Consider the following 20919-nt stretch of genomic DNA (forward strand, 5'->3'; position numbering starts at 1 on the left):
GGCTAAAGAACTCTATTTTCTATATGTAAAGAATGTGACGATCTCCTTCACATGGAGTCCAAGAGAGCATAAAAAATCTGTGTAAGTCGCATTACCCATGTATTTGAAAGGAATAAATAATGCCAATATCAGACCAGCTTATCGACCGAAGCAAGACCTCAGTTTTTATGAGGTCTTGAGATCAGCGCAGCATGAACAGATCTCTTACAGTGTGGCGAACACACTGGTTTGATTGCGGCCTTGGGTTTTAGCTTTGTATAACATCTGATCGGCGACTTCGAGCAACTGCTTTTTGTCGTCAAATAAATCAGCGCTGGCCAAACCTATGCTGACCGTTAATTGTCGTAATAACCACTCATGGTTAGCCACTACCAGCCTTAACTTTTCCAGTGTTTTATTTGCGGACGCTGTGTCTGTGCCTGGCAGGATCAGCACAAACTCTTCACCACCATAACGGGCGAAAAAGTCATAGTTCCTGCTATGGCGCTGAAACAGAGCCGCGACTTGACTCAGTGCCTCATCTCCTGCGGCATGACCATAGCTGTCGTTAAAACTCTTAAAGTGATCAATATCAATCAATGCCAGTACAAAAGATTGTCCTGTTCTTTGCCAGCGAGCAAATTCAGCTTCAAACTTGAGGTCAAAAGCTCTTCTGTTGTTCACCCCTGTCAGCGCATCCGTCATGCTGGTATTATGTAATTGTTCGCCGACTTTTTTCAGCTCCAGTATGGCGATCACTTGTCTGGACAGAGCCTGCAAAGAGCTTATCTGCCGCTGGTTCAGCTGCTTAGGAACATGATCATAGACACAAATAGTACCAATCACTGCACCTTCGGGATCAATCAGCGGCGAGCCAGCATAAAATCGGTAGCCAGGTCCTGAAATCACCATAGCATTGGTACTGAATCTGTGATCTAAAGTAGCGTCAGGGACCACCATTACCGCATCAGGTGTTTCCATTGCATACACGCAAAAGGACTCTTTAATTAATACAGAGGTACGCGAAATACCAACTTTTGCAATTAGATTCAGCTTTGTGTCATCGGTTCGCGTCACCATAGCCACTGGTGCATCACAGATATAACACGCCAGTTCAGTGATATCCCGCAGGTTCTGATCTGCTTCAGCAGGTGCTTTTAGTGTGGTTTCTGCACTAGCTGTTTGAGCTAAACTAAAGGTCATGTACTTCTCCGTTTTTCTACTGCATTTTTCAAAGATCCTGCATAGAAAAATGAATTAAATCGTTGATTTAACTCTAGCATAGATCTGTCAGACTTGAAGTTATCTCTGTAGCAATGGTATTGTTTTGTACAATATTCGCCTGCTTGATTTGAGTTTTAGCTGTATTTATAAACTTTTGGCTTTTCCGGTCGCAGGCTCTATAATTTGCTCGTTTAAATCCAACTCTTCGTCTAACGTCATCTATTTAGTGTGCATGCGGCCTCCGGAGCATTTTCCGTGGCTTATTTTACCGAAGCATCGGGATTGCTAAATAGAGCTGAACGCTGTAATGCGCTTTCGAACTGAGCTTTCCGTAACTTCGGCATTAGTTCATGTACCTTGCTTACTGGATGTTGGTTGACGCGCAGCAGCACGTCCGTCAGATAATCGTAAACGTTAATAGCAGTGTTGACCTTGCTTTGAATGACGCCAACATGCTTAGCACCAAGCTCCGTTCAGCAGAATCACAGCCAGTTTTTCAGTTATCCCAAGTGTCACTCTCAGATTAAAGGCCGCCATACCGGATGTAGTGCCAACAAGAAAACTAAAACACAACTTCGCTGATCATCGCTGAGTGTTTATAAATCGTCTCCCATCACCGGTATCGATAAGCAGATAAGCCTGGTTATGCCATTAGCAGTTCTTGAAGCATTCCTGCTTTCAATGTCGTCAACGTGATCACGATTTGAGTTGAGATAACGACTCTGTTGCTGAAGACTCTCAGTTAATTGCCACTCACCAGATTCAAGAACAGCACCCGCTAACTCGGCACATACTGTTGCAAAACCATAAAGCGCTTGATTATCGCGGGTAAAACGCAGCGGCATCGTCTGGCCATTTACAAGAAGGGACCATTCCAAAACTCTGTACTTACCTTTTAATCGGTTACTGACAAAAATAGTTATACTTGTACCGCTGGCGCCAACAACTAAAAAGCTCGTGATAGCTAGTCCTATCAGAGACCATAACTCTGGTTTCCCACTTAGTAACAGTGGATTAGGCAAATGACTCCTCAAAACGAGATCAGCACCAAGGGTCAGCGCTGTTTTATACACTGCTTGTTCTAATAATGGAGTTGCATTGACCAGTGACGCAACAGCATCACAACTATAAGGTTCTAGAACTGCCGTAGCTCTCAACCATTCTGTTTCATGGGCAATCGCCAACAAATTTGACCAAATTCGAACCAGTGCCGCTATATGAATGGAGTTTTCATCAGTCAGGACGGTTTGATTAAGCTGCTTATCCAGTTCCTGATGCCAGTATTGGTATTGGCTTGTCAAAAGTACAAACAACTCAGATTGAAGCAACTTATTATTAGTTACCGGTCTTATCCTATTTGACATCTCATTGAATAGTTGTATAAATTTTTTGTCTGCTTGTTGCTCACGCTTTAGCAGATCTTGCTGTTGTTGAAGCATCTGTAAATCGTATTCAATGGCCTGCTTAAAAAGTGTGAGTAAGGAACAGTGTTGTGATGCCCGATCTGGGCTTGAAAAGTCCAACATACACAAAGTACCGAAAGTTTTTCCGCTAGGCCAAAGCAATGGCAGGCCATAGTAATAACTAAAGCCTGCTGCAAATGTTGGGTTATTGTTTTCATATCGGGTACCGATTGCATTTTCAACTAGTAATGGCTGGTTACTGGAAATGACTTGGGAACAATAAGTGTTAAGTGCCAATGGAACAGGTTCACCGCAATAAAAAGTTGGTACTGACACACTGCCAACAGCCTGACAAATTTCGTTTTTATCTAATCGATTAATCAGCACACAAGGCACTTCCGCGACTTGAGCCATCGAGTTTACAATGCCTTGCCAGCGCTCTAGGAGCAGAGCGGTTTCTATGCTCAAATCTACTGCCATTTGTTCCCTCAGTATTTAAATAGTCCCCTTTTGCATCATTCGATCTTGTTTATCTCAGAGTATCAAACAGGAAACAAAGTGATTGATGTCAATCAGGGAATTAGCAGCATTGATGCATTAAGCGGCGCACATACACTCTAAGTAAAGTGCTTAAGTCTGATTATGGCAAGAAATTGTTACTTTGTCAGGGATAGTCAACACTTTATTAGCGAGAGACTTGCTTGGCTGACATTTAAGACAAATCGCGAGATTCCAAATCTGCCACCAACAGTCGGAACTGAGTAACTCACTTGAGCTTTAAAAAGTAAAGCATTGAAATATTTATGGTATTTATACATCCTACCTAGCTCACAGCAGAGTTTAGCATCGTGCATTAATATGACCTTACACTAAAAATACGTACTAGTTGACGTCTATCAAACTCGTTTACGAGATAGTGTAGTGGTCGACAAATTTTGGCCACATCGTTATTGCCTAATAACCGATGCTCTCTTTAAATGCGAAATGAGTAGTGCACGCATTTTTAGCCTTTTGGCAAAACGTTGATGTCTCGAAATTTTCAAGCGCTGTGCCTTGTTTATTTTCAGAAACGTCTGCTTTCAGTGAGTTCCTGATGCTCGGGCGCTCTAAATTATGGGTATAGACAATCTGATTTGCCCTATATTTGCAGTTTTTCGTGAACCCTTAATTTCACAACTCTTTTAATCTGATATCCAAAGTCTGCATCCATACATAGCCCCTACGTAAACTGTCTAATAAGTCACATTATACGAACTATTGAGCATGTTATATCTATTTTACATGCTGTAAATTCAGTTCCATTAGTAAATAGATAAAAACCAAGGAGGCTTTATGAAAAATAAATAATGTGATCGTTGCCGGAGGGTGTTTTTGGAGTCTCGAAGACCTCCTTAGAAATCAGGACGGCGTGACGTCAACGAAGGTGTGTAGTGGCACTGAAATGGCGACTGCGCAAGACGTGAAGATGAGCTGTCTGATAGCAACGGATTATCAAGCAGAACCTTCTTAAATACAATTTATTCCACGCCAATACAGCGTGCTGTCTTTCAAATCACTAGGAGAAATTTATGTCACGTTTGAACACCCCTACCACAATCGACGCCGCGCCTACTGCTACCCATACCTCACTCAAGGCTGTGGAAAAACAACTGGGCCGCGTTCCTAACATGTTCCGCGTCGTTGCCAACAGCCCTGCTGCGCTGACTGGCTACCTGCAATTGAGCGCAGCATCAGCACAGGGCGGCTTGGGTACAGCGACTCTTGAGCGTATTGCCCTAGCCGTCGCTGAGATCAACGGCTGCGATTATTGCCTTGCTGCCCATTCCTTCCTAGGCCGTAAGGTGGCCAAGCTTGATGATGCTGAACTCACTGCCAACCGCAGCGGTGCATCAAATGACCCTAAGGCCGACGCAGCCGTGCGTTTTGCTGCCGCCGTAGTCCGCCAGCGCGGGCAAGTCAGCAATGACCAGGTCCAAGCGGTGCTGAACGCTGGCTACAGTGATGCACATGTAGTGGATATTCTGTTGGCTGTTGCCCTGAACACTTTCACTAACTACGTTAACGAAGTGACACAGACCGAGGTCGACTTCCCGGCCGTTCAACCACTAGGCATTGATGTCTAATCCATTGGTGCTCAACTACAGCAATTACCTAAGTTAGGTTCGACTCGAGTAAACATATAGTTTTTCTCAAGAGTCATATCATTTTAGTGGGCTACATAGAGTGAGTCCACATGGCTAAAAATAATTGGAGATATAAGATGACTATTCCCGAAATTGAAAATGGTGTCCAGACTACCAATACCCTTAGTAATAATCTCGGTGCAAAAATCACTAAGTTTGGTATAGGTGGCATCTACGTTGCCATGACGATAATATATTTGTGGTTTGGTGGCATGAAATTCACTAGCTACGAAGCAAACGGTATACATGGTTTTGTTAGTAATAGCCCTCTGCTTTCGTGGATGTATAGCTTCCTCAGCATTCAAGGATTCTCAAATTTTCTGGGTGTGCTTGAAATTTCAGTTGGCCTGTTAATCGCTGCACGAGTTTTCTCCCCTAAGCTCGCAATCTTGGGCGGTGTACTTTCAACCGGACTCTTTTTTACGACATTGTCGTTCATGCTGACTACACCCGGTGTTTTTGAGGCATCTCTTGGGTTTCCTGCGATCTCTGTGGTTCCTGGCCAGTTTTTGCTAAAAGATTTAGGCTTGTTTGTCGTGTCTATATTTATCGTAGGTACATCACTTACAGCACTGGAGCACAAAAACAAATAAGCCTCACCCGAAACAACTATAAGTTAGATGGCTCCTAAACACATTAGAGAGCCTTTATTTTTATCTTTTAAGTGCTTCAAGTACGTGCCTTACTAGAGGCTGTTGATCTTTGAGTGAAAAATGAACGGCATAGCAACAAGGTATAATGGTTTCGCCAAAAATCAAAAATACCACCGAGAACGGACGTTGCTATGCCAAGGACAATGCTAACAGATAACGCCTAGGAAGCCCTAAAGCAAATACTTAAAGAGACAGGGCGTGTTTACAATAAATATGAACACCGAAATACACTGGAAGGCATACTTTATCGTATGCGCACAGGCATTCAGTGGCGAGATTTGCCTGAAAGATTCGGTCGTTGGAACTCTGTATTTAAGCGCTTTAACCTTTGGTCAAAGAAAGGTGTGTTACAAAAATGGTTTCAAAGCATATCGTCCGATAATGATCCAGAATGGTTGTTTATTGATGGAAGTATTGTCAAAGCGCATCAAGACAGTAGCGGAGCCGCAAGCAGTTCAGATGAAGCGATAGGAAAAAGTCGGGGTGGGAGTTCTACAAAAATTCATCTCGCTGTAGATAGCGGTGGGCTTCCCGTTTATTTTGAAATATCGGGTGGTCAGATAAATGACATTGGTTATGTGAAAAAAACCGATGCAGAAACCCAGGTACTGTTTGAATTTATCGCGCATCGATATGAAAGCGGTAGCCTGATCATCACAGCCAATCACCCGTTTAGTGCATGGGATCAGATCTTCCCAGACAGCATGATGACGGTAGCGGCCATAGATCGGCTGATCCACCACGCGACAATTATAGAATTAGAAGGAGAAAGCTATCGAAAACAACATCAGTTAAAACAAGCTGGAAGTAGGAAAAATGAGAAAACCTAACCGGCCATCATAATTGACGCGAACCGGCCAAGATAGTTGACGCCGAACACAACAAATTACTTACTGTAAGAAGTGCTGTATCCGACAATGATTGAGTTGCTAACACAGCTAGCCTTGTCATTGGGCGAGAAATGGAAACATAAAAAAGATTACGAGCTCTATAAAAACCTTTCGTATTTGCTCTATTCAGTTTTTTAGTCTCAAGCAACTCGAGAAGCTGTGGCCATTTATAATGATTCCACCCACCACCTAAGACAACTAATACATTCTCAAACTCAGCCCCCTTAACACTATGCTGCGTTGCAAAAGGAGTCTGCTTTTCAATAAACCTTGTAACTTCGATAACCTCCTTATATTCGATTTTTTTTAATTTATTATAACGTTGTAGTGTTGAAGACCATTCCGCTTCAGGTGTATCCATAAGTGAAAGAATCTCTTCCTCTCTTCTAAGTATTCGATCAGATGGCAATGGGCGTTTTGTCGTCTTTAAATGATCTATCACTTGACCAATAGTTCCTTCATTCCTTAACTTTAGCAATTGATCCATATCTCTTCGCCACAACATTTTATCTTCATGTTTTGTAATAGCAGGTCTAGTGCCTAATTTCTTAAACATTTCTCCATAAAGTGATGAGCTATAAGCTATGCATATTGGTTCAATTACTTCAGCAAAGAATCTAATAACCGGATCTTCTTTCTTTGTAAATTGTTCTGTATGGCGTTTAAATAATTCAGCAATTTGAGGATAGCCTTGTTCAATAGCCAAAACATTGTGACTAAGCATTAATACTTTTGTTTTTTGTAAATCCCAACCCTCTCCTTGCAGCCTTATTATCAACTCCTCACGGCAACTACGGGCTAAATCCGAAGGTAAATCTTCCTTAGAATGGAGCTCATCAGTTCTCCCCCCCTTATAAGCGTTGGTATGGAAAAACCTAGCCTCACCTTTAGCTTCTGGTACGCTAACAGCTTGAGGGAGTTCTGGACGTAAAGTATTAAGTACATTTACGATGGCGGGAGCTGAACGAAAGTTTGATCCCTTAGCAATTTCTTCAATTGGATATTCTGCTAGCTCATACTCACTACTGTAAATGGTTTGCCAATGATCTCCAAAAAGACCAATTATGGGGCCAGTTTTTGGCTTTAAAAAGAATTCAGTTATAGCATCCATAAATTTACGGTTAGTATCCTGATATTCATCAATAAAAATTACTGGAAATTGCTCACTAAATAACATCTGAAACTTTTCTTTAGCCAAAAGCATTGCCATCAATTCAGGTATATCATCATGATTAAGCGTAATTCGCTTCTCATCGACACTAAAGAATCCTAAATCATATTCTACTAGTTGTGACCCAATACCACCGCCCAGCTCAATTTTCTCTTTTTTATCATCTATTTCACTAACTAAATCACGTATTGCCTTCTGAAATTGACGAATAAATGCCCAACAAAAACCATGAATTGTATCAACAAGAATTGCTGGGTGATCTTCAATTTCTTGAGCAATTTCATTGCGTGCAACTTCTGTATAAGTAATACAAGCAACTTTTTTACCAGTCCGTACTAACATGGAACCACGTTCGTCGATTAGTTTCTTGAGTGCCGCTACCAAAGAATATGTCTTACCTGCCCCCGCACCTGCTTCAAGTCTAAAACTATAACCCGCATCTAGAGCCTCATTGATCTTTCTCTGAGCTTCTTGTGCAGCAACTAGTGCAGGATTTTCTTTAATCTGGCTCATGCTGTTGCTCCTTTATCTAATGGTTCTAAATTTTGTATAGGAACATCAGATTCAGCAAGCCAAACTAGACCCTCATGAATATATCTTGGTACAACCCATTCTTTTTTGCGAATTGCATATTCTAAAGCAAAATCTGATTTAGTAAGCCCCTTCGCATACTCCCAAGCTTCAATAACAACATCCTCTTCATTTGGCAGAGTAAAGTCTTTGAGGTTTGCTAAAATCAGAGCATCCTCGTAGCTTCTTGCACAAACATCCGTATTTGGATCCTCAGGGATCTGGTATGCAATTCGTCTACAGCTAACCTGCTTATCAGTTGGAGTCTTAGCTAAAAGTTCTACTGGGGATAAATGAAAATCCTCTATCTTTTTAATATCCTTAGGAGCAAACCAATATCTTATTGCGGTATTACAGGTTCGCGTACCTTCCGCTACTGGGCATTTTTCCCATACGTTAATTTTCTTTTTTTTATTATTTTCTTTTTCCACCTTTTTGATTGAATCTAAATCAGTAACTACCAAAGTCTTAAGTTCAAGAAAGTCGAGGAGTGGATAAAAAAGATGAGCATGAGCTCCTCCAGCTTCAATACAAGTTACATACTGGCTTGCTAATTTTTGATGTTCTGGTAAGGATTTATCAACTAATTCTCTGAGGCGAGGCATTAATAACCGTTCAGTTGTCCCCTCAACCATAATCACTTTATCTGCAAAATAAAGATCACACTTAGTCAGAGTCATGTATTTATGCAAGAACTCTTTATCAGTAACAGATATTGTTTGCATACCCTTTTTAAAATCTTTAACTTTAGTATTTCTAATACTTTTCACTGCATCTTTTTGGTTATAGAAATATCTTACTGCATCAAAACATGCCGCATTAGCAACATGAGAAGAATGTGTAGTAATAATAAACTGAACATTCCAAACGTCTTCTGCTGGATAGGCACTCGAAAGCTTTTGAATAGCAACATTTAATTGATTAATAAAAACTTCCTGCATCTGTGGATGCAAATGAGCTTCAGGTTCTTCAATGAATATCAAATGGGCTGAAGGGCGAGTAATTTGAGATCGGTAAATTTTGTGATAGCTTTCAAGTTGTAGCAGCATATAGATTAAATTTCGCGTACCAAGACCATTATATCCCTCAGGTAAATGCACACCATCTGTACCACTATAAACAACTTTTGTATGCCCAGACAAAAGTGCCTCTACATTTAATGAAGTTTCAGGCCTTAATTCAGTATCATTAAGACTTGGAAAACCCATCACCCCCATAACAGGTAATAACTTTTTGAGCATTTTGTCAAAATCACTTTGAACATTAAGCTCAATATCTTCAACAGATTTCTTTAATTTCGCAGCTAACTCTTGATCAGATTCTGTAGCCGTTGGTGCAGCAGCTGTTTTAAACAATTCACTAAGTAATTTTCCGATAACATCAGCCTCACCAAGCTTTGTCTTATCAAGAGTTCTTTGTGCTTGAACAAAGTTACATTGTAATAATGCTGCGAATGCTGAAGTATCCTCGAAATTTCTCTTATTAGACTTATCCGTCGGATCTATTGCACTAACATGCACTTCGTAAATTTTTGCTCTGTACACGACAAATTTCACAGAACCCTTATCCTATCAGGATTCTGCCTTCTTAAAATTGCCAAAATTTCCTTAAACTCTTCTTTTTTCCCAAAACCAATTAAACGCTGAATCGCCATTTGAACATAGTCTAAACCATAGCGAAATAAACTCATTGAGAGTCGTCCATGCTTCTTTATTTTTATCGCTTTTTTTTGATCATGTTGCCATTCACCCGTTAAGTAACACCAACAGAAGCTTATAGCTAACACCGCAATCAATTTTTTCACTCGTCTAGGGTCTGTCAAGCGCGTATTTTCAAGATTAAACCCGCGTCCTTTGAGACAACTGAATAAGGTTTCAATTTCCCAGCGTAATGCATAATCCTGAATAGCATTGGCATTAAACTGAGGAGAAACGACGAGTAAAAGCTCTCCATTTTCTAACTGTAGTGCACTTATATATAGTTTCACCCGACCAACCAAAATCCGTCGTTTACGACATTCAATTTGACCAACTTTAAGATGGCGAAATAAATCACTAATTTTATGATTCTTTCCTAAATGATTGGTGACAATGAAGTTTTTTTAACACGAATGCAGAAGTTGATGTCTTGTTCAATTAACCATGTAAACCACTGCTCACCGATAAACTCTCTGTCTGCGAACACATTCACAATACGGTCTTTACCAAAAATGGCTATAAAGCGTTGAATCAAAGCAATGCGCTCTTTCGTATCTGAATTTCCACGTTTATTAAGCAATGTCCAAAGGATAGGTATCGCTATTCCACGATAAACGATTGCGAGCATCAGGATATTAATATTTCGTTTTCCCCATTTCCAATTGGTTCTATCTAAAGTCAGTTGCACTTGGTCGAATGAAAACATATTGAAAATCAACTGAGAAATTTGACGATAATCAAAATACTGACCTGCAAAGAAGCGCTGCATACGTCGATAAAATGATTGTGGTAAGCACTTGATGGGCAAGGCTTTAGATGCAGAAGAAAGATTACATGTTTGCTTTAAAATAATCACAAGCATGATGAGCGCAAAGCACTTTAAATGTGACTTGTTCCATTTTAGAGATTTGTTTAAGATAAGATATAACTCAATGAGATGTGTCATAGTATTCGTCGTTAGAAAACAATTATTATGACATTATTTCAATGAGTTATCTATTTTTGTCGTGTACAGAGATCACGCTCATAATTTATACTGTTCCTGAGATGGTAGTTTCCTAATAGTTACAGCTGCTATGATGAATGAGATCGAAAACTGAAATCCCCCACTAGAATTGTTGACTGGAGTCAAAATGAATAAAAAGCGGCCGGTTAATCTTGATATTCGAACCATTCAGCTTCCTCTCACGGCGCTTACATCGATTCTGCACCGGATTTCAGGAATTATGCTCTTTATTTTTCTGGGACTGATACTGTATATGCTGAGCAAATCGTTGGAGTCAGAAAAGGGTTTTAATGAAGTCAAGGAGATTTTTTCTTCACCTTTCGGCAAAGTTAGTTTCTGGTTGGTATACTCTTCATTTATTTATCATCTCGTAGCCGGAATTCGACACCTAGTTATGGATGTGGGTGTTGGTCATACTTTGAAAGGCAGCAATCGCGCCTCTACTATTGTTTTAGTAGTGTCGGGTGTTTTAATGGTTGCTGGCGCCGTATGGATTTGGTAGCTGTGGAGTCGTAATGCGTATTTACAAGGACTAAAAGCGTCCTTTAAAGCTAACTTACGAAAGTATTTATAATCGACGGTTCACGCTTAAACGGTTGAATCCTTTCGGGCTTCCGAATAGCTGTTAGCTGAAAGCTATCATGAGCTAAGTTTTCTGTGCATCATCAAATGTGTTAATGGGAGCGCCATAGTACTAGGTACAAATATGGCTCTAGGACAATGTTAGATGTTTTGGATTTTGAGGCGGATCGCTCTTATCGAAGATCGTCTAATTCGCTCTGAAGCGCAGGTTTTTTGAAACTATCACCTGGTTGGCACACTGTGCGAATCAACATCAGATATGAGAAAGCCAATCAGGTGAACACTACCCTCGAGGGCTCATCTGTCCAGTTAAAGCCTCGAGTCTTTCTGGGTGCGCAAAAGACAAGAAGGTTATATGGGAAAATTATGAGGCCTGGATACCATGCGTCATGGGCGTGCCGATGCTGTGAGTGACAGAGCGAGAAGCAAGTGAAAGTCCCTGAAGTAGGGGCGGGATGCGCCCGAGTGGCATTTTTTGTCTTAAGGTAGATCGCGTAGCTGTTCTTCAGAATAATCTTCAGAGCGTTGACGACAGCCATCGCTGTGCATTCCTCAAGAATAGAATGTGTCGGAAGGGTGGCGTCATTGGTGTTAGTCATCGCTTAGGATTTCTCAATCTGGCTTACACGGGCGCCTGTACCGATATCCCCGCGGATGGCGACGTATCGATGTTGAATTCCTCGCCAGACGAAGTGCAATGAGCTGCGGCTATAGGCTTGCGCAGCCTTAGATAGCCGGCCGTCGCAGGCGCGCCGGTTGGCCGGGATCTTCTTCTGCCCGTCAGGTGTCCGGTCGGAACTCCAGCACGAACGCTACGACCTTTTCGGCGGACATTTCGCACGGCTTCAACAATGTCCTATCTGATGTAACGCGGAAGAGGTTGAAGCTGACAATGTCAGTCCCGTCCAACTCCCTGGCGAACAGACTGTTGCGACGTCCGTCCCCAGATCGCCGGACGATCAAGCTGAAACGCCGGCCTTCATAAGTCCCTTCTCTGTATCCCTCCGCAAGCTTCGCGAAAGCGGCATCGAACTCGGAATGCTCCATGTCATCCATCCTTATTGATAGAACAGAGGCGCGGCGGGTGCGAGACCGCCAGTGCCGGGTCGCGCTAAGGTGCCGGGCAGATTCCTGCAGCCGACGAGGCCCGGGGTGGGCAGGATAATTGAGATGTCGGCGCCCGCATGGCTATCAGCGAAGTCGTCCGTCCAGTCTGCTAGGCAACGTCCACGCCTTTCCAGAAAGCGATGTAATCCCGGATACCCTCGGCATCCGGAGTGGGGGCGGGATAGGTCCAAGCGGCGTTCACGTTGAGCGCGTCACCCGCGCGAACATGAAAGAAGCGCGCGGCGCCTTTGATCGGACAGACAGATGTGTGCGGGCTCATCTCAAGCAGGCTCAGGTCGACTCCTGACGGTGGGAAGTAGTGATTTCCCTCGACGATGACTGTTTCGTCGCTTGTGGCGATAGTAGTGTCTTTCCAGATGGCTGAGACCAACGGACTCTCCTTTTGTATTCATCAACCGGCGAAGGCTCGCGGGCTGGCTGCCCCAAGCCGCACCTCCTCAGGTGGCAGGCGGGTTGCGCCCGAGAAGTTTGTCGAGCTCGCCTCTGACATCGAGCGCGAATAGCTCATCGGAGCCACCGATAAGGGTGCCATTGATGAAGATCTGCGGCACGGAGCTTCGCCCCGACGCTTCCGCCATGGCCTGCCGGTGAGCCGGATCCGCCTCAATATCGAGCTCCTTCCATCGCACGCCCTTTTCCTTGAGGAGCGCCTTCGCTCGGCGGCAGAACGGGCACCAATTCGTGGTGTACAGCAATACATCAGTTGTCATATTGCATCTCCGGCAGTTGCACGCGGATCGCTGTCATGGCGTTGATCTCCAATTCGCGGCGTTCAAAGATGGCGACTGCACCTTGGCCGACATCGGAGCAGATGCTGACGATTGGCCGCTATCCAGGCGACATGGCCCAAAGTGCTTTCACCGCCAGGCAGAGGCCGCACGCGCCTCCTGTAGCGCCGAGCCGATGCTCTAAGGTAACCGAGCCTCGATTGGGACGGAAGCGGTCCCGCTCGAATCGCCCATCATGCTGGTCGAGCATATCAGGACGACGGATAGTGCAGGAACTTTCAAATTGAGCTTGATGTCGAGCCAGGTATCGCGAGCGAAGGCGTTCTAGAGGCCGGGGGGTACGAAGACTGTGTTCGGCAAAACGGTTCACGTTGATCGCCAAAGCTTCCCAGGGCGCACGTCTACGATCGGCGCGACGTGAGATAGCTCGCGCCGCTAGCCCCCGTAGCGCTCCGTCTTGATGATGGAGGCGTCCAAGCCCGCCAGCAGCGCGCTATCGGTTGCGATGTTGACGAATCCGTTAGACCCGCAGACGAACACTTGCGTCGGCTTTCCCTGAAGCCTGGTTAGAATTTCTTGGACCATCATGCCGTCGATCCGTCGCGCAAAGTCCGATGCGCGAACCGGTTTCTCGCGCGTAATCGCGAGCGCCAGGACGAACGCCGGATCGCTGATTTCGATGCAATGAAGTTCTTCTGAGAAGAGAACGTCCTCGGCGGTTCGTGCGGACAGGAGCAACGCTGTCGGAACGGCTTGGGCCAATGCGCGGCGCTGCCGGATCATTGCCATCAACGGCACGAGGCCGGAGCCTCCCCCGATCAACAGAACCGGATCTATGGCAGGCTCAGGCCAAAGGAAATGGCCACCGAGCGGACCGCGAACTTCGATTTCGTCACCAATCGCCGCGATGTCGTGAAAAAACGGCGAAACTTCGGCATCCGGCATGCGCTCGATAGCTATCTCGACGATCGGGGTCGAAACTGCCGATGACGCGATCGAGTAGCTGCGCATTGCACTGTAGCCGTCGGGCGCGGTCAGCCGGATATCGACGTGCTGACCTGCGGTGTGCGCGAACGGCTTGCTCAACCGAAGGAAGAAGCTCTTGATACTCGGTGTTTGCTGGATGATGTCGTCGATCACGCATGATTGCCACGAACGGACTTGCGCTTCGTTTTCAGTCATGGGTGTATCGTTGTTCGCGCCACGGATCGCCGTAGATGTGATAGCCGTGCAGCTCCCAAAAGCCGGCCTCGTCACGCGTCGTGAATTGCAGCGCATTCACCCATTTGGCGGATTTCCAGAAGTAAAGGTGCGGCACTAGAAGACGCGCCGGCCCCCCATGATCGCGGGAAAGTGGCTTGCCCGCATAACTGAGGGCGACCATCGCTTTCCCGGAAAGCAGATCCGTCAGAGGGACGTTTGTCGAATAATTATCGTAGCAGTGCGCCAAGACGAAATCGGTAGGCCGATCAAGCTCTGCATCTGCAAGGATGTCTTCAATGAGTACACCCTCCCAAACGGTATCCAGTTTGGACCAAGAGGTGACGCAGTGAATATCCTTTGTCACCTGGGTCTTTGGTAGAGTGTTGAATTCGCCCCAATTCCACGTTTTGACGGGCTTCGGACCAATTTTGACTGTGAATTTCCAGTCGGAGGGCTCTACCCTCGGCGTAGGGCCGGCCGACAGAACAGGGAAATCCTCCACCAGATGCTGACCTGGCGGAATCCGATCGGACTGGTCGCCTGAACCGCGACCGGTGAAACCTCTGGTGACCATAGTGACCCCTCTTGCTCGATACGGCAGACCGAAGCCGGCCTTCATTTCAGTACTCTGCGTAAAGCATTTGCCCGCACATCCGCCGAATAAGCCAATCGACTAAAAATCAGATACAGATGCTCTATCATCGTAAAAAATCGCGTATCGAACATAGCGTCAGGCCAGCATGATTCCCAATACCCAATGGCTATAGGGTAGATAACCCCAAGGCTGCGTACGCTGATCTGCGGTATGCGGAGCGGAAGTTGCAGGTTCGCTCTCAAACGGATGGGCAGCGTGCAAAGCTCAAGGCTCACCAGCGCATGGTTGCCCAGTTCGCGCTCGCCGGCAGCTTGAGTATATTAAGGACGAAATGTCGATCTGATCTATTCTGGCTTCAGGAAATAGGGAAAATAAGGTCGGACGTTCGCGCACCGTCGCGACGCGCGATCATCCACTAAGCTTCTGTATCGGGGTTGGAGGATCAGATGAACGAGATCGAACGACAAGCGCCTGAGCTGCGGGTGCAAAAATGGATTGGCAAAGATGGGGAAAGTATCGCGCCGTTCAAACTGTCAGATATCGGGCCCGGCCCGAAAATCTTGTTTGCCTTCCAGCATTGGTGCCAAGGTTGCCATTTGCATGGGTTTCCGACGCTACAAAAGTTGCATGCAGCGTTGAGCTCAAAAGACGTGGGGTTCGCAGTGATCCAGACCGTCTTCGAAGGAACGCATGAGAATACCTTCGAGAAGTTGCGCGTGAACCAGCTCAAGTATGAGCTTCCTATCGTTTTCGGTCACGACGAGCAACCGACCGGCTCGCCGTTTCCAACCTTCATGGAAGACTACCGCACACGAGGAACTCCGTGGTTTACGGTTATCGACGCTGGCGGTAGCATTGTTTTCTCGGACTTCCATCTCGACGCGGAGCGACTAGTGAAGCAACTTGAGCAAGGTTAATCGTTGGAAGGTGGGCAATCATCCTGATTGCCACCCATCCCCTGATGCCCACTACAGGCGTTGCGCGCTGTAACTCTGTTGATCAGCGTGCGAAAACCCGGATCCGGATAGGAGGAGCGTCAACGATTGAATCAATCCGTTGGGAGAGGGCGGCTCCGCTCCGTCAGCTCGGCAATAGATAACCCATTCTCGCCGAGCAACTCTCTGATCCGATCGACGATATGAGCCCCTAGCGCCGCTGTCTTGGTCCCCCCCACAGATTCCCAAGATGCGAGTTCACACGCCGATACCTCGTGGTCAGCGCCGAAGTGCTTCTGTCGGTATGTCACCGCCGCCCTTCAATGATAAAGGCGCGGTAACGGGAACCGGCAAAGCGTTGAGCAGCGATGGTTTGGTAGGCGGGACTGTCATACCAGTCGCGAGCGGCCTGCATCGTCGGGAAACGCAAGATTACGGCCCCTTCGATGGGCGGCCCCTCCAAATGCTGGATCGCGCCATAAGCGGCGAGAAAGGTAACGTCGTGACCATCGAACGATGGTCCGACGCCTGCAGAATAGGTTGCGAGTGCATGTGGGTCGCTGGTTTCTTCCCGCGTAAAGACGACGAACGCTTCCATCATTAGGCCTCTCAAAGGTTGGATCTGTTGGCCATTACCACCGGTGATGGCCTCACAGTCGTCAGGCTGGCAACTGGAACCCGATTTTCATGAGTGCCTCGACGCACGCATCCTGATCCTGCTGATAGTTGCCTCCGGAGATGCCTATGCCGCCGATCAACTTCCCATCCTCCAGAATCGGATAACCGCCGCCGACAGCGACCATCCGAGGGCGATAGGCTAGCGGCGCCACTTTTGGATCGTTGGTCACATAGTCGTTCCAGACATGGGTCGGGAACCCAAACGAGGCGGAACTCCAGGCCTTGTCGATGGCAACATCGACGGTAAGGAACGGCGCATCGTCGGTGCGCTCGAACGCGCGCAGGTTACCGGTGGCGTCGACGACGGCGACGGCAGCCGGGATGCCGATGGCACGGGCCGCAGCGAGCGCCGCGTCGATGAGGGCGACTGCGGTTTCGCGGTTGATCGAGGCGGTGGCAATAGATTTGGTCATGGGATTCTCATCGCTGGGGCATAACCCGTTCGGCTTTTTGAGGTTGGACAAGATGTTTGGCGATCGCGGTCGTTAGAAGCCTTCGAGGACGATCTTGCCTTTAGCCGCGCCACTTTCGATCAGTGCATGCACCGTCTTCAGATTGGCGGCATTGATCGGCGACAGTCGCCGGGTCAGCGTCGTGCGGATTTTGCCGTCGTCAACCAGCGCTGCCATCGCATCCAGAATCTCGCCCTGCTCATTCATGTCGGGCGTGCCGTAGATCGACCGCGTGAACATCAGCTCGTGGTGGATCGACACCGCCTTGCGCTTGAAAACCATGATATCGAATGCCTTGGGATCGTCGATCAGTCCGAACCGTCCTTGTGGGGCGATCAGTTCGGCGATGTCGGCGACATGTTGCTCGGTATGTGTGGTCGAAAAGACGAAAGCGGGAGCACCGATGCCGAGTTCGGCGATCTGTGGCGCGAGCGGACGAGAATGGTCGATGACGTGGTGAGCTCCAAGCCCTCTTACCCACTCTTGGGTTTCCGGTCGAGAGGCTGTGGCGATGACGGTGAGGTCCGTGCGCTGTCGCGCGATCTGGACGGCGATCGACCCAACCCCGCCCGCGCCACCGATGATGAGGATCGCCTCCGCCGCACCGGGTACGGGCTTCGCCACGTCCAGGCGGTCGAACATCGCCTCCCAGGCCGTCAACGTCGTCAGCGGCAGCGCCGCCGCTTCCGCCCAGGAGAGCGACGCAGGTTTGTGACCGACAATCCGGGCGTCGACGAGATGGAACTCCGCATTGGTACCGGGCCGTGTGATCGATCCGGCATAATAGACCTCGTCGCCTAACTCGAACTGCGTGACGTCGGGGCCGACCTCGCGCACAATCCCGGCGGCATCCCATCCCAGCACCTTCCAATCGCCATCTGCCGGCGGCGTGCTGTTGCGGACCTTGTAGTCGACCGGGTTGACCGAGACGGCCTTCACCTCAACCAGGATATCGTATCCTGCAGCGACAGGCCGAGGCAGATTGATGTCGACCAGCGCGGCATCCGCGGCGATGGGTCCCGGAACCTTGTAACCAATGGCTTTCATAAATGTCTCCAGCTTGCTTGATCGGATGACGCGAATGCTCGTTAGTCAACTTCTTCTACATTGAGGTCCCGACTCTTGAACTGGGTCGCGGTAGCAGATTTCATCGAACACGTCGATCAACAGGCCTTTATGCTCTGTCGCCGGATCGGTGATCGCGTAGATGTTGGAGGCATCTTCGCCGTCGTCCCCGCTCTCGAGGCGCAACGCCGCATCGACGCGAATGCTGCATGCATCGAGGGTTGACCCTAGTTCGAGATCGACGAGATTGCCGTCCTTGACGCGGTATTCGCGGTCATAGCCGTTGGCGATGAATGACTGGACTGCTTCTAGAACGTCGGTCACCTGGGAGGTCATGGAAGCACCTTCATCTTGAACTGGATTGGACACGCTCGCGCACAAAGCGCGCTGTGACTCGGCGGACGGAGAAGCTCGCGAAGTGCGTTACTCATAGCCACTTGGCCTTCTTGAAGCGCATGAACAGGAGAAGGCAGAACACCGCTATCACTCCGAGCACGACGAAGTAGCCATATGGCGTGTCCAGTTCCGGCATGTGCTTGAAGTTCATGCCATATATTCCGGCGATCGCCGTCGGGACCGTCAAGATCGCCGCCCAGGCCGCGAGCTGGCGAGTGACCACACCGATCCTTTGCGCTTCCAGAAGGCTGCTGGCCTCGAAGACCGTGGACAGGACAAGCAGGAGGCCGTCGACCATGGACTGCACGCGGTGGACATGGTCCGCGACGTCGTGGAAATATGGTGTCATTTCGGCGCTGATGCAGGGAAAGTGGCCGCGAACGAGCTTTCGCACCAGCTCGGCCATAGCCCCGAGCGTGCGCTGGAACCGCGTGAGTTCGGACCTTAGTTCGAAGATTCGCGCCACCTCTTCTGGCCCGAGGAAATCGTGCAGCGACCGTCGCTCCATCGCCAGGACGTCGTCCTCGATCATTTCGAAGATGGGCAGATACTGGTCGACCACTCGGTGCAAGATCGCGTGCAGCACATAGTCGACACCCTTGCCGAACTGCGTCGGCGATGCCTCGAGTTGCTCCCGAAGTTTGCCCAGCGCTCCGGCATTGCCGTGCCGCACGGTGATAAGGTGATTGTGACCGGTGAAGATCGCCATCTTGCCGTAGCTGATCCGGTCGCCGACCAGCTCGGCGGTCTGGGCGACGACGTACAACTCATCGTTGTAGACCTCGAGCTTGGGCGGGCACAGCGGGTGCATGGCGTTGTCGATCGCCAAAGGATGGAGGTTATACGTCGTCTGGATCGCGCTGAGTTCGTCTGCGGTGGGCTCGCTAAGCGCGATCCAGCAGAAGCCCGAGCGATTCTCGTTTAGTTCGACGTGCTCATCGAGCCTGATTTCACGGACTCGCTTACCTTCGTTGTAATAATATGCGGCGATAATGGTCATGCAGGCCTCGCAGGAATTCGCAGGCCACGCTGTACAGCCGGTCGCGCCAGCCCGCGTTCGAGCCATGCCTGCACGTTCGAATAGCTGCTTAGGCCGAGGATGTCGCCCGCTGCGTAGAATTCGACCAGCGCATTCACCCAGCCAAACGTCGCAATGTCCGCGATCGAGTAATCATCGACAATCCATTCGCGGCCCTCCAGCCGGTGATCCAGGACCCCGAGAAGACGCCTGGATTCATCAACAAAGCGCTGCCGAGGTCGCTTGTCCTCATAGTCCTTGCCGGCAAATCGCAGGAAAAAGCCTAGCTGTCCGAACATCGGCCCGATGGCCGACATCTGAAAGAACACCCACGCTAGGGTCTCGTAACGCTGGCCTGGTTCGGTGGAGATGAACTGACCCGTCTTGTCGGCCAGATAGAGGAGGATCGCACCGGATTCCCATAAGGCGATGGGTCTACCGTCAGGGCCAGCCGGATCGATGATCGCCGGTATGCGTCCGTTCGGGTTCAGCGACACGAACGCCGGATCCTTCGACTCGTTGTTCGAGATGTCGATCAGGTGGGGCTCGTACGCCAGGCCAGTCTCCTCAAGCATGATCGAGACCTTGACGCCATTGGGCGTAGGGGCTGCGTAGAGTTGCAGGCGATCGGGATGAGATGCCGGCCAGCGCTGCGTGATCGGAAAGGACGAGAGGTCTGGCATAAATCTGCGATCCTGGTGTTGCGATGGCGACTGACTGGAACGAGCCGTCACTCTGAAGTAGGGTTCGATGACCGCGTCGCTGAACGACGCGGTCACGAAGATTGCGGACCGGACCGGCGCAGTGGCAACGGCAGTGAAGCCTATTCCGCCGCGGTCCCGGCCGCTGGCTGTACGTCGTCAACCTTTTGGCGCTTCGGAAGCACCCAGCCGGGACGGACGAAGTGGCAGGTGTAGCCGCCCGGGCGCTTCTCCAGATAATCCTGGTGATCGGGCTCGGCCTCCCAGAACTCGCCGACCGGCTGGACCTCGGTCACCACTTTGCCATCCCACAGCCCCGAGGCATCCACATCGGCGATCGTATCCTCGGCGACGCGCTTCTGCTCCTCGTCGACATAATAGATGCCCGACCGGTAGGAGAGCCCACGATCATTGCCCTGGCGGTTCAGCGTCGTCGGATCGTGGATCTGGAAGAAGAATTCCAGGATGTTCCGGTAGCTCGTCACTGTCGGGTCGAAGACAATCTCGATCCCCTCGGCATGCGTGCCGTGATTACGATACGTGGCGTTCGGAATATCGCCGCCCGTGTAACCCACACGGGTCGAGATGATGCCGGGCCGCTTGCGGATCAGATCCTGCATGCCCCAGAAACATCCTCCTGCGAGAACAGCGCGCTGATGCAT

Annotated in this window: 22 protein-coding genes; 6 read left to right on the forward strand and 16 right to left on the reverse strand. The window is 48.6% G+C overall.

The genetic code is table 11. The annotated features are described in order from the left end of the window. Positions 1-204 precede the first annotated feature (204 nt). Both ACSC9N_RS14285 and ACSC9N_RS14290 read right to left on the reverse strand, forming a co-directional pair. Positions 205-1182, reverse strand: a complete 978-nt coding sequence (locus tag ACSC9N_RS14285) for a sensor domain-containing diguanylate cyclase (RefSeq protein WP_002119794.1) — start codon at positions 1180-1182, stop codon at positions 205-207. Positions 1183-1799: 617 nt separating this feature from the next. Then, positions 1800-3086 (reverse strand): GAF domain-containing protein, encoded by a 1287-nt coding sequence (locus ACSC9N_RS14290; protein ID WP_439036081.1) that lies wholly within the window; start codon positions 3084-3086, stop codon positions 1800-1802. A gap of 868 nt (positions 3087-3954) precedes the next feature. On the opposite strand from ACSC9N_RS14290, the gene ACSC9N_RS14295 reads away from it, so the two are divergent. The 4 genes from ACSC9N_RS14295 to ACSC9N_RS14310 all read left to right on the forward strand — a co-directional run bounded on the left by ACSC9N_RS14295 (position 3955) and on the right by ACSC9N_RS14310 (position 6272). Then, positions 3955-4116, forward strand: coding sequence for a peptide-methionine (S)-S-oxide reductase (locus ACSC9N_RS14295; protein WP_223290059.1), 162 nt, complete (start codon positions 3955-3957; stop codon positions 4114-4116). Between the two features lie 58 nt (positions 4117-4174). Further along, positions 4175-4729 carry a carboxymuconolactone decarboxylase family protein gene (locus tag ACSC9N_RS14300; RefSeq protein ID WP_000088799.1) on the forward strand — a complete coding sequence of 185 codons (555 nt, stop codon included), beginning with the start codon at positions 4175-4177 and terminating at the stop codon, positions 4727-4729. A 137-nt stretch (positions 4730-4866) separates the two neighbouring features. Continuing rightward, entirely contained in the window at positions 4867-5382 is a 516-nt protein-coding gene (locus tag ACSC9N_RS14305) for a YkgB family protein (protein ID WP_004911234.1), read from the forward strand. A gap of 239 nt (positions 5383-5621) precedes the next feature. Then, on the forward strand, positions 5622-6272 hold the full coding sequence (locus ACSC9N_RS14310; protein WP_198114842.1) for an IS5 family transposase: 651 nt from the start codon (positions 5622-5624) through the stop codon (positions 6270-6272). A 7-nt stretch (positions 6273-6279) separates the two neighbouring features. Here ACSC9N_RS14310 and ACSC9N_RS14315 read toward each other — a convergent pair whose 3' ends face one another. The 3 genes from ACSC9N_RS14315 to ACSC9N_RS14325 all read right to left on the reverse strand — a co-directional run bounded on the left by ACSC9N_RS14315 (position 6280) and on the right by ACSC9N_RS14325 (position 10716). Then, positions 6280-8016 (reverse strand): UvrD-helicase domain-containing protein, encoded by a 1737-nt coding sequence (locus tag ACSC9N_RS14315; protein WP_183174076.1) that lies wholly within the window; start codon positions 8014-8016, stop codon positions 6280-6282. Continuing rightward, positions 8013-9629, reverse strand: coding sequence for an ATP-dependent nuclease (locus ACSC9N_RS14320; RefSeq protein ID WP_017482078.1), 1617 nt, complete (start codon positions 9627-9629; stop codon positions 8013-8015). The genes ACSC9N_RS14315 and ACSC9N_RS14320 overlap by 4 nt, the downstream gene beginning before the upstream one ends. Continuing rightward, a protein-coding gene (locus ACSC9N_RS14325; RefSeq protein WP_087400455.1) for an IS4-like element ISAba1 family transposase occupies positions 9626-10716 on the reverse strand; the annotation gives its coding sequence in 2 pieces (ribosomal slippage) (positions 9626-10176 and positions 10176-10716; 1092 coding nt in all). The genes ACSC9N_RS14320 and ACSC9N_RS14325 overlap by 4 nt, the downstream gene beginning before the upstream one ends. A 187-nt stretch (positions 10717-10903) precedes the next feature. On the opposite strand from ACSC9N_RS14325, the gene sdhC reads away from it, so the two are divergent. After that, positions 10904-11278, forward strand: a complete 375-nt coding sequence (gene sdhC, locus ACSC9N_RS14330) for a succinate dehydrogenase, cytochrome b556 subunit (protein ID WP_005005993.1) — start codon at positions 10904-10906, stop codon at positions 11276-11278. 1296 nt (positions 11279-12574) lie between these two features. Here sdhC and ACSC9N_RS14335 read toward each other — a convergent pair. From ACSC9N_RS14335 to ACSC9N_RS14350, 4 genes are all read right to left on the reverse strand, one after another. Beyond that, positions 12575-12856 (reverse strand): DUF427 domain-containing protein, encoded by a 282-nt coding sequence (locus tag ACSC9N_RS14335; protein ID WP_003464986.1) that lies wholly within the window; start codon positions 12854-12856, stop codon positions 12575-12577. 67 nt (positions 12857-12923) lie between these two features. Further along, positions 12924-13196: a glutaredoxin 3 gene (grxC, locus tag ACSC9N_RS14340; RefSeq protein WP_005005995.1), complete on the reverse strand. Its 273-nt coding sequence runs from the start codon at positions 13194-13196 to the stop codon at positions 12924-12926. A 453-nt stretch (positions 13197-13649) separates the two neighbouring features. Then, entirely contained in the window at positions 13650-14396 is a 747-nt protein-coding gene (locus ACSC9N_RS14345) for a ferredoxin reductase (protein ID WP_002118292.1), read from the reverse strand. After that, positions 14389-14991: a sulfite oxidase-like oxidoreductase gene (locus tag ACSC9N_RS14350; RefSeq protein WP_003464980.1), complete on the reverse strand. Its 603-nt coding sequence runs from the start codon at positions 14989-14991 to the stop codon at positions 14389-14391. Before ACSC9N_RS14350 ends, ACSC9N_RS14345 begins: the two co-directional genes overlap by 8 nt. A gap of 467 nt (positions 14992-15458) precedes the next feature. On the opposite strand from ACSC9N_RS14350, the gene ACSC9N_RS14355 reads away from it, so the two are divergent. Continuing rightward, on the forward strand, positions 15459-15929 hold the full coding sequence (locus ACSC9N_RS14355) for a TlpA family protein disulfide reductase (protein ID WP_003464979.1): 471 nt from the start codon (positions 15459-15461) through the stop codon (positions 15927-15929). Between the two features lie 325 nt (positions 15930-16254). Here the strand turns inward: ACSC9N_RS14355 and ACSC9N_RS14360 are convergent, their stop codons facing one another. The 7 genes from ACSC9N_RS14360 to msrA form a co-directional block, all read right to left on the reverse strand. Beyond that, entirely contained in the window at positions 16255-16548 is a 294-nt protein-coding gene (locus ACSC9N_RS14360; RefSeq protein ID WP_010591688.1) for a DUF1330 domain-containing protein, read from the reverse strand. A gap of 58 nt (positions 16549-16606) precedes the next feature. After that, a complete protein-coding gene (locus ACSC9N_RS14365; RefSeq protein WP_005006001.1) occupies positions 16607-17038 on the reverse strand; it encodes a GlcG/HbpS family heme-binding protein in 432 nt (143 codons plus the stop codon). A 72-nt stretch (positions 17039-17110) separates the two neighbouring features. Then, positions 17111-18124, reverse strand: a complete 1014-nt coding sequence (locus tag ACSC9N_RS14370; protein ID WP_002118279.1) for a zinc-binding alcohol dehydrogenase family protein — start codon at positions 18122-18124, stop codon at positions 17111-17113. Positions 18125-18169: 45 nt separating this feature from the next. After that, entirely contained in the window at positions 18170-18478 is a 309-nt protein-coding gene (locus ACSC9N_RS14375) for a hypothetical protein (protein WP_005006003.1), read from the reverse strand. Between the two features lie 91 nt (positions 18479-18569). Further along, on the reverse strand, positions 18570-19538 hold the full coding sequence (locus tag ACSC9N_RS14380) for a magnesium and cobalt transport protein CorA (protein WP_002118270.1): 969 nt from the start codon (positions 19536-19538) through the stop codon (positions 18570-18572). Beyond that, positions 19535-20239 (reverse strand): glutathione S-transferase N-terminal domain-containing protein, encoded by a 705-nt coding sequence (locus ACSC9N_RS14385; protein ID WP_005006007.1) that lies wholly within the window; start codon positions 20237-20239, stop codon positions 19535-19537. The genes ACSC9N_RS14380 and ACSC9N_RS14385 overlap by 4 nt, the downstream gene beginning before the upstream one ends. Before the next feature lie 140 nt (positions 20240-20379). Beyond that, a complete protein-coding gene (gene msrA, locus ACSC9N_RS14390) occupies positions 20380-20919 on the reverse strand; it encodes a peptide-methionine (S)-S-oxide reductase MsrA (protein WP_003464967.1) in 540 nt (179 codons plus the stop codon).

This window comes from Acinetobacter sp. PC34, from assembly GCF_051789135.1.
Taxonomy (GTDB): Bacteria; Pseudomonadota; Gammaproteobacteria; order Pseudomonadales; family Moraxellaceae; genus Acinetobacter; species Acinetobacter johnsonii.